The organism is Mesorhizobium sp. WSM4819, from assembly GCF_055811215.1.
The window spans coordinates 72,417-84,255 of the sequence record NZ_JBVVQO010000018.1 but is presented as its reverse complement, the minus strand read 5'-3'; the positions used below and the strand labels follow the sequence as shown (position 1 = coordinate 84,255).

At 61.5% G+C, this 11,839-nt stretch carries 13 protein-coding genes, 1 tRNA gene and 1 pseudogene; 4 read left to right on the top strand and 11 right to left on the bottom strand.

All coding sequences use genetic code 11. From position 1 onward, the window contains the following. Nucleotides 1-94: 94 nt before the first annotated feature. Together AC0L18_RS17940 and AC0L18_RS17935 are read left to right on the top strand one after the other, a co-directional pair. Nucleotides 95-1,630, top strand: a complete 1,536-nt coding sequence (locus AC0L18_RS17940) for an undecaprenyl-phosphate glucose phosphotransferase (protein ID WP_473493572.1) — start codon at nucleotides 95-97, stop codon at nucleotides 1,628-1,630. After that, nucleotides 1,627-2,886, top strand: coding sequence for an O-antigen ligase family protein (locus AC0L18_RS17935; RefSeq protein ID WP_473493571.1), 1,260 nt, complete (start codon nucleotides 1,627-1,629; stop codon nucleotides 2,884-2,886). The genes AC0L18_RS17940 and AC0L18_RS17935 overlap by 4 nt, the downstream gene beginning before the upstream one ends. 508 nt (nucleotides 2,887-3,394) lie before the next feature. Here the strand turns inward: AC0L18_RS17935 and AC0L18_RS17930 are convergent. From AC0L18_RS17930 to AC0L18_RS17920, 3 genes are all read right to left on the bottom strand, one after another. Then, entirely contained in the window at nucleotides 3,395-3,631 is a 237-nt protein-coding gene (locus AC0L18_RS17930; RefSeq protein WP_473493570.1) for a hypothetical protein, read from the bottom strand. Nucleotides 3,632-3,833: 202 nt separating this feature from the next. After that, nucleotides 3,834-3,910, bottom strand: a tRNA-Pro gene (locus tag AC0L18_RS17925). Nucleotides 3,911-4,085: 175 nt separating this feature from the next. After that, complete coding sequence (locus tag AC0L18_RS17920) at nucleotides 4,086-4,373, bottom strand: helix-turn-helix domain-containing protein (RefSeq protein WP_023798383.1); 288 nt, start codon at nucleotides 4,371-4,373, stop codon at nucleotides 4,086-4,088. 433 nt (nucleotides 4,374-4,806) lie between these two features. Between AC0L18_RS17920 and AC0L18_RS17915 the strand changes: the two genes are divergently transcribed. Further along, nucleotides 4,807-5,082: a hypothetical protein gene (locus tag AC0L18_RS17915; RefSeq protein WP_023798384.1), complete on the top strand. Its 276-nt coding sequence runs from the start codon at nucleotides 4,807-4,809 to the stop codon at nucleotides 5,080-5,082. 53 nt (nucleotides 5,083-5,135) lie between these two features. Here AC0L18_RS17915 and AC0L18_RS17910 read toward each other — a convergent pair whose 3' ends face one another. From AC0L18_RS17910 to AC0L18_RS17875, 8 genes and pseudogenes are all read right to left on the bottom strand, one after another. Beyond that, complete coding sequence (locus AC0L18_RS17910; protein WP_023798385.1) at nucleotides 5,136-5,474, bottom strand: hypothetical protein; 339 nt, start codon at nucleotides 5,472-5,474, stop codon at nucleotides 5,136-5,138. Nucleotides 5,475-5,913: 439 nt separating this feature from the next. Beyond that, a pseudogene (locus tag AC0L18_RS17905) lies at nucleotides 5,914-6,202 on the bottom strand (GIY-YIG nuclease family protein). Nucleotides 6,203-6,429: 227 nt separating this feature from the next. Continuing rightward, the gene (locus AC0L18_RS17900) at nucleotides 6,430-6,972 is read right to left on the bottom strand and encodes a MerR family transcriptional regulator (protein WP_023798386.1); all 543 of its coding nucleotides are present in this window, start codon (nucleotides 6,970-6,972) and stop codon (nucleotides 6,430-6,432) included. A 195-nt stretch (nucleotides 6,973-7,167) separates the two neighbouring features. Beyond that, nucleotides 7,168-7,491 carry an integration host factor subunit alpha gene (locus tag AC0L18_RS17895; protein ID WP_023798387.1) on the bottom strand — a complete coding sequence of 108 codons (324 nt, stop codon included), beginning with the start codon at nucleotides 7,489-7,491 and terminating at the stop codon, nucleotides 7,168-7,170. A 105-nt stretch (nucleotides 7,492-7,596) separates the two neighbouring features. Beyond that, the gene (locus AC0L18_RS17890; RefSeq protein WP_023798388.1) at nucleotides 7,597-8,568 is read right to left on the bottom strand and encodes a beta-ketoacyl-ACP synthase III; all 972 of its coding nucleotides are present in this window, start codon (nucleotides 8,566-8,568) and stop codon (nucleotides 7,597-7,599) included. 9 nt (nucleotides 8,569-8,577) lie between these two features. Further along, nucleotides 8,578-9,648, bottom strand: a complete 1,071-nt coding sequence (gene plsX / locus AC0L18_RS17885; protein ID WP_473493569.1) for a phosphate acyltransferase PlsX — start codon at nucleotides 9,646-9,648, stop codon at nucleotides 8,578-8,580. A gap of 131 nt (nucleotides 9,649-9,779) precedes the next feature. Continuing rightward, on the bottom strand, nucleotides 9,780-10,343 hold the full coding sequence (locus AC0L18_RS17880; RefSeq protein WP_473493568.1) for a YceD family protein: 564 nt from the start codon (nucleotides 10,341-10,343) through the stop codon (nucleotides 9,780-9,782). Between the two features lie 25 nt (nucleotides 10,344-10,368). Further along, on the bottom strand, nucleotides 10,369-10,911 hold the full coding sequence (locus tag AC0L18_RS17875) for a ubiquinol-cytochrome C chaperone family protein (protein WP_027154625.1): 543 nt from the start codon (nucleotides 10,909-10,911) through the stop codon (nucleotides 10,369-10,371). Nucleotides 10,912-11,025: 114 nt separating this feature from the next. On the opposite strand from AC0L18_RS17875, the gene AC0L18_RS17870 reads away from it, so the two are divergent. After that, the gene (locus tag AC0L18_RS17870) at nucleotides 11,026-11,568 is read left to right on the top strand and encodes an outer membrane protein assembly factor BamE (protein ID WP_473493566.1); all 543 of its coding nucleotides are present in this window, start codon (nucleotides 11,026-11,028) and stop codon (nucleotides 11,566-11,568) included. The last annotated feature ends 271 nt before the right edge of the window (nucleotides 11,569-11,839 follow it).

Below are 11,839 nucleotides of genomic sequence, written 5' to 3'. Positions count from 1 at the left end.
CTGACCTCAAAGCTTCTCCAAAACCTATTTGTTGTTTCAAGGGTTTCTTAGCTCTATTTCGCTATTCACTTGCGTGAAGCTTTGCGGATGCATCATGAGCGACTTCGATCCCAAGCGCCGCTTTTCGAAAGACGCGGTGCGCAATTTCAACGGCCCGGCCGCTGACGATAGCCCCGGGGGCATGAACGACGTCGCCCGTCAGGTCGCGTCGCAATACCGGCGCGACACCATGTCGCCGATCATGGTCAGCGGCGTCTTGCGGATGGTCGAATTCGCACTGCTGTTCCTGTCGGGCCTGTGCATCTATTTTTACTATGTCGGCTTCTTCAACCATCTCGCCTGGCAATATCCGCTGGCGATCGCCGCCGCTTCGTCCCTCGCCGTGGTGCTGCTCGACCTCACCGACTGCTACCAGATCGTCTCGTTTATGCGGCCGCTCGCCAATTTCGGCCGTCTGCTGACGGCCTGGGCCGGCACCTTCGCCTTGATGGCGCTGACGGCATTCGCCATGAAGATGTCGCAGGACTATTCGCGCCTGGTTTTCGGCACCTGGTTCGTCGTCGGCTTCATGCTGATCTTCGGCCTGAGACTGCTGATGTCGAAGCTGATCCGGCGCTGGGCGCGCGACGGGCGCATGGAGCGCCGCGCCGTCATCGTCGGCGGCGGCACGGCGGCGGAAGTCCTGATCCGCTCCGTCGAAAAGCAGCCCTACAACGACATCCGCATCTGCGGAATCTTCGACGACCGCGGCGACAAGCGCTCGCCGCCCATCGTCGCCGGCTACCCAAAGCTCGGCACCGTTTCCGAGCTCATCGAGTTCGCCCGCATCGCCCGTATCGACATGCTGATCGTATCGCTGCCGCTGACCGCCGAAACGCGCGTCCTGCAGCTTTTGAAGAAGCTGTGGGTGCTGCCTGTCGACATCCGGCTCTCGGCGCATTCGAACGCGCTGCAATTTCGGCCGCGCGCCTATTCCTACATCGGCTCGGTGCCGATGCTCGATATTTTCGACAGGCCGATCAACGACTGGGATTCGGTCGCCAAGCGCGCCTTCGACATCGTCTTCTCGATCATCGGCATCATCGTGTTCTCGCCGGTCATGCTGGCGACCGCGATCGCCATCAAGCTCGACAGCCAGGGACCGGTGCTGTTCCACCAGAAGCGGCATGGCTTCAACAACGAGATCATCGAGGTCTACAAGTTCCGCTCGATGTATACCGACAAGGCCGACCCGACCGCCAAGCAGACGGTGACCAGGAACGACCCGCGCGTCACCCGCGTCGGCCGCTTCATCCGCAAGACCTCGATCGACGAGTTGCCGCAGTTCTTCAATTCGCTTTTCGGTTCGCTGTCGCTGGTCGGCCCGCGCCCGCACGCCATTGCCGCCCAGTCGCACAACCTTCTCTACAATGAGGTGGTCGACGGCTATTTCGCACGCCATAAGGTTAAGCCCGGCGTCACCGGCTGGGCGCAGATCAATGGCTGGCGCGGCGAGATGGATACCAACGAGAAGATCCGCATGCGGACGGAGTACGACCTCTATTATATCGAGAACTGGTCGCTGCTGTTCGATCTGAGGATCCTGTTCCTGACACCGATCCGGCTGCTCAATACGGAAAATGCCTATTGAGCGCAGTCGCGCATGAACTGTCGCCGGCCGCGGTCAACGCCAAGCTGATCGCGCTGATTGCGTCGGGCGCGGTTTTCCTCGGCGTCTTCCTGTCCGGCTTCGTCATCGCCGAGCCGGCGCCATACGACCTCTATATGGTCGCGCTGATGGCAGTGTGGGCCCTGTTCGGCCTGCGCATATCGCGCGCGGCGGCGCCGCTGCTGGTGCTGCTGGTGGTCATGAACATCGGCGGCATGATCGCGATGACCCAGATGTCGGATATCGCCGGCACCCCGCTCTATCTCGCCGTGTCGCTGTTCCTGGCGTTTACCGCGGTGTTCTTCGCCTCGGTGACATCGGTCCAGCCAAATCTCTACCGGGTGATCTTCCGGGCCTATGTGATGTCGGCGGTGCTGACCTCGCTGCTCGGGATATCAGGCTATTTCCATGCCTTCCCGGGGGCGGAGATCTTCACCAGATACGACCGTGCCACCGGCGCCTTCCAGGATCCGAACGTGTTCGGGCCGTTCCTGGTGCTGCCCGGCATCTACCTGCTCCATCTCCTGCTGACCGGCCCCGTCTCACGCATGCCGTTGCTGGCGATGCCGCTGCTGATCATCACCGCCGGGATTTTCTTCTCGTTCTCGCGCGGCGCCTGGGGCATGTTCGGCGTTTCGGCGATCCTGCTCACCTGCGCCCTGTTCCTGCAGAGCGCCAGCGGAAAATTGCGGCTGCGTGTCGTCGTCATGACCATCGCCGCCATGTCGCTGCTGGTCATCGCGATGCTCGTCATCCTGCAGCTGCCGGGCGTCTCGGAAATGTTCTCCAGCCGCGCCCAGCTGGAACAAAGCTACGATACCGCCCGCCTCGGCCGTTTCGCCCGCTATATCTTCGGTTTCCAGATGGCGCTGGAGCATCCGCTCGGCATCGGCCCGCTCGTCTTCGGCACGATTTTCGGCGAAGACACACACAACATCTGGCTGAAAATGCTGATGGACTATGGCTGGCTCGGCTTCGTCTCGTTCCTGACGCTGACCTGCTGGACGATGGCAGCCGGCTTCCGCATTCTCCTGCGTGACAGGCCGTGGCAGCCCTACCTTCTGTGCGCCTATGTCGCCTTCATTGGCAATATCGCGCTGGGCACCTTCATCGACATCGATCACTGGCGCCACGTCTATCTGCTGCTCGGGCTGATCTGGGGCGCGATCGCGCTGGAATACCGCCATCAGCGGCAATTTCGGCCGGCGGCGCTGCCGTCGCCGGCGGCTGGGGCATGATGGACTTTCTGGGCAAGTCTAAGTCTTGAAAATGGTCGGAGTCCAGCATGTGAGCGTAGCGAGTGGTGGTCTTAGCCATTGCCGTCGAATATGGCGGGAACTCGCTGCAGGGCTGGTGATGGGCATAGGCATAGCCGTCGGCATGGCGCTGCCGGATGAACTTAGGCGAGCGTTGCGCAATCTAACGTATAGGCGGCAACGCCATCACTACGACCGCGGCAACGGCGGTATCCGGGGGCGAAACGTTGATCGTCATCTAAGCAACCCACCAACGATGGCTGCACACAGCAAAAACACGAGCGCGGCACACGCGATGAACATACCTCTTCGCGTTCGCCACCTTGGCGGCTCAGCCGGCACAAGCCTGAACCGCTGGGCATGCTCCGTTGCGATTTTCAGTAGGGCTGCAGCCGTTTCGCGCGGCGTCCACCCCTTCGCTTCCGAGGTAGTCACCAAGGCTGCAAATGCGGCTTCCAAGGCGACTTCACAGTTGACGTCCCGATCTGGGCTACCCTTTGGCAATATGGGTGGTTGCACGGCTTGGGACATGCAAACAAAGCGGCTCGCGGATGAAAGGTTCCCGCGTTTCGAGCCCTTCACTTTCGAAGGTCCGCTTCCAGGTGCAGTTCCGCTCTCGCTGCTGGCTTTTGTCGTCGGGAATGAACGTGAAGAACACCGGGCGGCGGTCGCGGCCTTCGGCCTTGCATTTTGAGCAGCCAAACAGCCCGACCAAATCCTGATGCATCGATCCGCGATCTGATCCGAGCCTGTCGATCAGCGCTTGGCCGCCGATCGTCGGCCCGTTCACGGCGCGATTCGGGCGACATGGCCCCAGACTGGCACGGCCCAGAAAAGGAAAAGGCCCAGAAAGGCCCCAATTTCTCGTTTTCGCGGCTCAGCTAGTTTCCCCGGATTTCAAATAAGCCCTAGGGTTCTAAGGGCTTATTTGGTCGGAGTGGCCGGATTCGAACCGACGACCCCTTGACCCCCAGTCAAGTGCGCTACCGGGCTGCGCTACACTCCGGACCGGTCGCGATGTATCGTGATAACGCGGTTCGGGTCAACCGAATTCGGCGGCCATCACGCCGATGCCCGGCATGGTGGATTTGAAGTTCCTGCTCTGGTGGATGTCGTCAGCATTCAGGAACTTCAAATCCAGAACACGCCTCGCTTGTTGGCTTGATCCTCTGGCGTCGCTGCTATGAGACGGGTCTTGGATTTTCCACGGATTGTGTCAGCGCTGCCGTATCGATCAGCGCGCTTTCCGGAAGCCGGAGCGCAGAGGCTATTCGCCTGAGCTTCGACAAATCGGCATTCCTGCCGTTCTCGATGTCGGCGATCTCATCGACCGACAGTCCGCACGTCAGGGACAGCTCTTCCATGCTGTATCCCCTGGTTTCTCGGATGGCCTTAAGGGCGCTGTGGTCGGGCGCAGCTTCGGTCGCCGACAGTTCGGAAAAAGCTTCGCTTGTTGCTATTTGGGGCATTTGGCAACTCCGTGGATTTAAAGAGTTTGATCAAATCAAGAAGTTGCCTGAGACGGCGCAGAGAATGCCCTCTCGATGGTGATTTGCCAAGCGCCAAAAACGCCGTCACGGCATCGTGATTCCGATCGGCGCAGCCCGGCACAGGCCTCGGCGGCACCGGCACGGGACCGTCATCCCGATCGGGGTCTTTGACTGGCCGATCGCCGAATTGTTCGACGGTTCTGAGCCGCTCCCTTGTCAAGCGGCTGTAGGATCGAATCTCAGCAGCGGGAGCCGGAGCACGCAGAACGCGTCAGGGCTGCGAATTTTCTTGAACCGACGCGTGAACCTTTTCTCTCCGGGCCGCACCAACACGGCATGGACGCCACAAAGGCGGTCCCAACCGGAAGGACGCCCTGACGGCGATCCTCGATCAAGAGAAGGAAATGCTCAAATGACCAATATCTCGAACTTCAAGCGCCTGTCGCTCGCCGCTGCCATCGTCGTCTCGGCCTTCGGCTCGATTTCACTGCCGGGCTCGGCCTTCGCCAACGGCACGCATCCGAGCGGCGGCGGCGCGGTTTGCAAGGGCGCGGGTCACTGCCTGGTGCTGCAGCTCGACTGCAAGGGTACTTATACGGACGCCACCGACTCCAACGGCACCGTCTACGGCAAATGCAGCCAGACCGCGCAGGTCAGCCCGAAGAACAAGCTCAAGCTCGCGCGCTGATCGACCTTTTGGTCAACGAAAATGGCGGCCGTCCGCGCCGCCATTTTCTTGTCTCAACGTGCCGATCTCGATCTCGTCCGCGACGTTTTCTGCTGGCGGCTGAGGAACAGGCTGGCGACGAGTCCGACCACAACCAGACCGACTGCGGCGGCTGTCGCGGGATGATCGCGGGCTGTCTTCTCTATCACTCTGCCATGCCTCCTGATCGCAGGCAGAGCGTCACTGAAACGCTCGGCGAGGTCCGAGTAATAGTCCGACGCGGTGTCACGCCCGTCCTCGTAATAGGCGCTGCCGCGCCTGGAAACGGCTTTCCTCAACGCCGCCAGTTCCCTGGAGAGAGCCGCGACCTGTTTTTCAAGATCGATGTCGGAGAGGGTCGAAAATGATACCATGACAGGGTTCCTTCTTTTGCGAAGGAACGCACGATCCCAAAACCGGTTCCGGTTTTTGCCGCGACCGATCGGGCCCGGAGCGCGTCGCGTCAGAAGCGATTCATGCGACCCGCGTGAAGTTCTATGCAGTCGCTATCCCAACATGCACTACAGCGCGGCGCGTCCTATCGGAGGCGCAAGGGACCTTGCGATGATCCTCTCCGAAAATCGACCCCGATTTTGGGGTCATGCGCTAGTTCGTCGACAGAGTGATTTTGACGGATCGGTAATCGGCAGCGTCGACAATTCCCGTCAGTGGCGATTCTCAAACCTTGGAGTTTAGCCGAAACACCCCTCCACTTCGTCATCCCAGGGCAAGCAAGGAGCGAAGCGACGCGCGCAGACCCTGGGATTTATGCCGTTACCTCAGCCGAGGAATGCAGCGGCCGGGAACCGAACGCTACCACCCGGTTCCGCGAAAAAGCTCGAACCATTCTGGATTGGCCTTCTCGATCAGTTCGATCTTCCACTGGCGCGCGGCCAGCGCTTCAGCGACTTCTCGCGCTGGATGGCGTCACGAATGTCGAATGTTCTTCGTACCAGACCAGGCGCTGCACGCCGTAGCGGCTGGTGAAGCGCGAGCCTTCGCCAGATTTGTGCTCTGGCATGCGGCGGCCAAGATCATTGGTGACACCGACGTAGATCGTGCCGCGCTTCCGGCTTGCGGTCATATAGGCATAGCCGGTCATGGTGGAAGGGTAACTGCCACCGTTGCGGATGCAAGCGCCGTTCTGGGCCGTTGCATTCTTCGGCTGATGTCACGGAATGGATCCCAGGGTCTGCGCGACGTCGCTTCGCTCCTGCTCCGCCCTGGGATGACGAAGGCATGGTGGCCTGTGGCCAGCGTCAGAGATGATCGCTGCAGGCCGGCCGGCAGTGACCGTCAGTCAAAGACCAAATCCCCTGTGCAGAGGGACTAGCGCACCTGATCGAGCAGGCGCTTGCATTCCAGAAGGTCGAACAGCGCCTCCTGCAGCAAAGCGCGATTGTCGCGCGAGAGTTTCGACGTGCCCGGCTGCACCGGGCCTTCTTCCTCGGTCTTGCCCAGGCCGAAAAAGCGCCGGCTGGGTTTCACCTTGGGCTCGCCGACCAGCATCTCGTCATCGGCGCCGCGCGGCTGGGCCGCCGGCGTCAACGGCACCGCATCGGCCTGCCGGCGCTGCGAAATCGCCTCGACGGCCGCCATGTCGCCATTGCCGATGGCGACCAGGAAATGATTGCCGTTCTCGCGCAACAGCTTCTGCACACCCTTGATCGTGTATCCCTGATCGTAGAGCATGTGGCGGATGCCCTTGATCAGTTCGACATCCTGCGGCCGGTAGTAGCGGCGGCCACCGCCGCGCTTCATCGGCTTGATCTGGTTGAAGCGCGTTTCCCAAAAACGCAGCACATGCTGCGGCAGGTCGAGGTCTTCTGCGACCTCGCTGATGGTGCGGAAAGCGTCGGGGCTCTTGTCCATGGGCGAAATCCTCACGCTGGAGCATGGTCCCGAAAAGTGGGAAACGGTTTTCGGCCAGGATCATGCTCAACAAAGAGTCATTCCGATCCGGCTTGTCCTGCCGAATCGAGCCTTATTTCAGCGGTTTATGAAACAATATTCAAGCCCGGCGTCAAAGCAGGCGACCGTTTTCAACCGGGCTTTGAAGCGCAGGCGCTATTTGCTGCCCTTGGCCTTGCTGATCTGGTGCGCGCGCAGGATGCGGTTCTTCAGCACATTCGACGATTTGAAGGTCATCACGCGGCGCGGCAGGATCGGCACTTCCTCGCCGGTTTTGGGGTTGCGCCCGATGCGCTCGTTCTTGGAGCGGACATGGAAGGTTGCGAACGACGACAATTTCACCGTCTCGCCGCGAACGATCGCCTCGCAGATCTCGTCCAGAACCGCTTCGACGAGCTCGGCCGATTCAGTACGCGACAGGCCAACCTTGCGATAAACGGCTTCAGCAAGATCGGCGCGCGTAAGTGTCTTTCCCCCCATGCGAACCGTCCCCATCAGCTCAAAAAACATAACTCTATATAAGCAAAGATAGAGCCTAAGTAATTGATCCGGCAAGGTCAAGGACCGAACCGGTCCGTTCGGCACTTACCAGCGAACCAGGACCGCGCCCCAGGTGAAGCCGCCGCCCATCGCCTCGATCAGCACCAGATCACCCTTCTTGATGCGGCCGTCGGCGACCGCCACCGACAGCGCCAGCGGCACCGAGGCAGCCGAGGTGTTACCGTGCAAATCGACGGTAACCACCACCTTTTGTTCTGCTATCCCGAGCTTCCTGGCGGAAGCGTCGATAATCCGCTTATTGGCCTGATGCGGCACGAACCAGTCGAGATCTTCAGCGGTGATCCCGGCAGCTGAGAACGTCGCCTCGATGACGTCGGTGATCATGCCGACCGCGTGCTTGAACACTTCGCGGCCTTCCATCCTGAGATGGCCCACCGTTCCGGTGGTCGACGCTCCACCGTCGACGAACAGCTTGTCCTTGTGAGCCCCGTCGGAGCGCAGGCTGGCAGCCAGCACGCCGTGGTCGGCAATGCCGCCCGCCCCCTCGCCTGCTTCCAGCACCATCGCGCCGGCGCCGTCGCCAAACAGCACGCAGGTCGAGCGATCGCTCCAGTCGAGGATGCGCGAAAAGGTTTCGGAGCCGATCACCAGCACACGTTTGGCGAGGCCGCCGCGGATATAGAGGTCGGCCGTCGTCACCGCGTAGACGAAGCCCGAGCACACCGCCTGCATGTCGAAGGCGAAGCCGTGATGCATGCCGAGCCGGTTCTGGATGTCGACGGCGGTCGCCGGAAAGGTGTTGTTGGGAGTCGAGGTCGCCAGCACGATCAGGTCGATATCGGCCGGCGTCAGGCCGGCATTGTCGAGGGCTGCGCGCGCCGCCGCCTCGCCGAGCGAAGCCGTCGTCTCGTCGTCGGCCGCGATATGGCGCTGGCGGATGCCGGTGCGCTGGGCAATCCATGCGTCTGACGTCTCGACCATGCCTTCGAAATCGGCATTCTTCATGATGCGGCGGGGCAGCGCGGAGCCTGTGCCGCGCACGACTGATCTGATCAAGGCTCTTTCCTATTCCTCTGCGTCGGCAACGACGTCGGATTTCCTGGATGTCTGGGCATGCGGATTGCGCGCATGGAACAGATCAAGATCGGCTTCGATGCGATCGAGCAGATTGTTGCGCACCATGTCGTAGCCAAGCTCGATCGCCGCCGCGAAGCCGTCCGAATCGGCGCCGCCATGGCTTTTCACCACGACGCCGTTCAGACCCAGGAAAACCCCGCCGTTGGAGCGGCCGACATCCATCTTTTCGCGCAGGCGATCGAAGGCGCCCTTGGCGAAGATATAGCCGATCCTGGCCATCAGCGTGCGGTCCATCGCGGCGCGCAGGTAACCGGCGATCTGCCGTACCGTGCCTTCCGCCGTTTTCAGCGCGATGTTGCCGGCAAATCCTTCGGTGACGACCACGTCGACCGTGCCCTTGCCGATGTCGTCGCCCTCGACGAAACCATGGTAGTTCATCGAGGCCATGTTGGCCTCGCGCAACATGCGGCCCGCCTCCTTGACCTCTTCCTGGCCCTTGATCTCCTCGACGCCGACATTGAGCAGACCGACGCTCGGCCGTTCGATGCCGAAAACCGAGCGCGCCATGCCAGTGCCCAGAATGGCAAAATCAACCAGTTGATGCGCATCCGCGCCGATGGTGGCGCCGACGTCCAGCACCACGCTTTCGCCACGCAATGTCGGCCACAGCGCCGCGATCGCCGGACGGTCGATGGTCGCCATGGTGCGGAGGCAGAATCGCGACATCGCCATCAGCGCGCCGGTGTTGCCGGCCGAGATGCAGGCGTCGGCAGTGCCTGCCTTGACCGCCTCGACCGCTTTCCACATCGACGACTTCCAGCGGCCATGGCGCAGCGCCTGGCTCGGCTTGTCGTCCATCCGGACTGCTATCTCGCAGTGGATGAACTCGCTCACTTCCGCCAGCTTGGGCAGCTTTGCGAGTTCGGGGCGCACTGCCTCCTCGCGACCATAGATGACGAAGCGGATGTCGGGACGCCGGGTCGCGACCGTCATGAGCGCCGGGATGACCACGCTTGGTCCGTGATCGCCGCCCATGGCATCGATGGAAATCCTGATCACGCGGTGTTCATCTCACAGTTTGCTTGAGCGAGCGCCTGGCGCCGGCAACGGGTTTGGGGCTCGCGAAGGTTCGGCGAAAATAGCGTTTTTGGGCTGCCGCACAACCGGCTTTCTCCGATTGGGTCGGGTTTTCAGGATTTCCCCAGCAGGGAACGCAGCTTTTGCTGAAATTCGCTTTCCGCAGTCCCGGCATCGTCGGCAGCCTCCATCGAAACGCCTTGCTTGCGCGGATAGGGATCGATCGCCAGTCCAAAGAACTGTTCGGCGAGCGCCCCGACATCGATTGAATTGCCGGAAAATATTTCCGGGCTGTCCGGCCCTTCGGCATCGAGCATTATCTCGCCACCGCCCTCGAAACCCTGCCGCCCGAGCTTCGACCGCTCCGGCAGGAACAGTGCGTCGACCGCCTCGTCGATATGCGCCTCGATCGGGTCCAGGGTGACGATGCAGGCCTGGGTGATATCGGCCTCGACGCGGCCGCTGACCTTGACGCCGTTGCGCTTCCATGGCGCCACCAGCAGTTCGGCGCGATAGTTCTCGACCGACAGCAACTCGTGCTCGCCTGCCAGCGCGGCGCGCTGCGCGGCGTCGGCCTCGATCAGCACCGGCAGTCCCTTTTGCGGCAGCCGGGCGACGTTGGCCACGAAGGACACGGGGCTCTGGCGATCGGGGCTCTGGGAGTCGGCGTGTTTCATATTTTCCTTTAAATAGGCTGTTTTCTTAAATAGGTTTGGCCGCGGGGAATGCTACAGTGCCGGAAACAATCGATTCGGTCGGCTGTTCCGCGAGTCGCCTGGAGACATCGGCGACGTAGCCGGCCAGATGCGTCGCCTGCGGCCAGGTGCCGGCATCGGGCCTGACATTGCGGGCAAGCGCCGCGACGAGTGCGTCATGGTCGTTTCGTTCCAGCGCATCGTCATAGGCGGCGGTGCGGCCATAAAACATCTTCGCCAGTTTCTTCATGCGCTTCGGCACGCCAACGTCGCCGATGCCGAGTTCGCGCAGCGAATGCTCGACATCCATGAAGAACTCGTCGATCAGCACCTGCGCGACCTCCCCGGCAACACCACCCTCGCCGCGCAGCCGGTGCTGGAACAGGAACATGTGCAGGGACAGCATCTCGAAGCGGCCAAGCGGCGTGTCCGGGACATCCCAGTCGGAATAAAACACGGTTTGCCGCGCCGCTGCCACGATTTGTGCGTAAAGCGCCTCGGTGATAGCGCGGTTGGCGTGACGTTCGCGACCAAAAAGGCGCTGGAACATTGAGGGTGGTCTCCCGGGGACCGTTTGTTGAATTGGCCTTGTTGCATCGGCGAGCAAGCTGGTTTACCGGTTTTGCGGCCCAGCGCAAGTTGCGGCCAGCTAATGGAGTTGTAGTTGCGCGCGCTGAAAATCAAGTCGACTTTTCTGCCCAGGTCCGCTTTTCCGAGATCCGCCGGCGCGATCTCGCTGCTGGTGGCAGCTTCGGCGCTTTGCGGCTGCAACTCGTCGAAGATGATCGGTGATCTCAATCCGAGCGAGACGCTGACGCAGGGTTACGTGATCGACCAGCAGGCGATCGACCTGGTGCCGGTCGGCTCGAGCCGCGAACAGGTGCTTCTGGCGCTCGGCACCCCGTCGACCAAGGCGACTTTCGACAACGAGGCCTTCTACTACATCTCACAGACGCGCAAGCGTTACGTCGCCTTCGACAAGCCGAGGCTGGTCGACCAGAAGGTGCTGGCCGTCTATTTCGGCGAGGACGGGCGCGTTAGCCAGATCGCCAATTACGGCCTGAAGGACGGCAAGGTGTTCGACTTCATCTCGCGGACCACGCCGACCGGCGGCAAGGACCAGAACTTCCTCAGCCAGATCATGGGTGGCGCCAGCAAGCTGGCGCCCGGCCTCCCCGGCGGCGGCGGCGCCTCGCCCGGCACCTGATCAATCCCGGCAGAATCGGCTTCTCATCCCTTTTTTTGCTTCCCTTCTTTTAACTTCGAGGGGAAGCAGCAACATCTCAGGCGACCGAAAACCCGCGGGAGCGATCCTGCGGGTTTTTGTCTTGGGCTAGAAAGCCATTGTCGCAGGCTGCGGGCCGCAGACGACTTGAACGCGAGCTTTTGGAACTGTCACGGGCGTCAATTCCCTGATGCTGGACGTCCAAAATAGACGAACCCGCGGGATCGCTCCCGCGGGTTCGGTTGTGGATCTC

Coding starts and splice junctions, on each gene's coding strand:
- AC0L18_RS17940 (WP_473493572.1), top strand. CDS start 95: ATGAGCGACTTCGATCCCAAGCGCCGCTTTTCGAAAGACGCGGTGCGC.
- AC0L18_RS17930 (WP_473493570.1), bottom strand. CDS start 3,631: ATGCATCAGGATTTGGTCGGGCTGTTTGGCTGCTCAAAATGCAAGGCC.
- AC0L18_RS17920 (WP_023798383.1), bottom strand. CDS start 4,373: ATGCCCCAAATAGCAACAAGCGAAGCTTTTTCCGAACTGTCGGCGACC.
- AC0L18_RS17915 (WP_023798384.1), top strand. CDS start 4,807: ATGACCAATATCTCGAACTTCAAGCGCCTGTCGCTCGCCGCTGCCATC.
- AC0L18_RS17910 (WP_023798385.1), bottom strand. CDS start 5,474: ATGGTATCATTTTCGACCCTCTCCGACATCGATCTTGAAAAACAGGTC.
- AC0L18_RS17900 (WP_023798386.1), bottom strand. CDS start 6,972: ATGGACAAGAGCCCCGACGCTTTCCGCACCATCAGCGAGGTCGCAGAA.
- AC0L18_RS17895 (WP_023798387.1), bottom strand. CDS start 7,491: ATGGGGGGAAAGACACTTACGCGCGCCGATCTTGCTGAAGCCGTTTAT.
- AC0L18_RS17880 (WP_473493568.1), bottom strand. CDS start 10,343: ATGAAACACGCCGACTCCCAGAGCCCCGATCGCCAGAGCCCCGTGTCC.
- AC0L18_RS17875 (WP_027154625.1), bottom strand. CDS start 10,911: ATGTTCCAGCGCCTTTTTGGTCGCGAACGTCACGCCAACCGCGCTATC.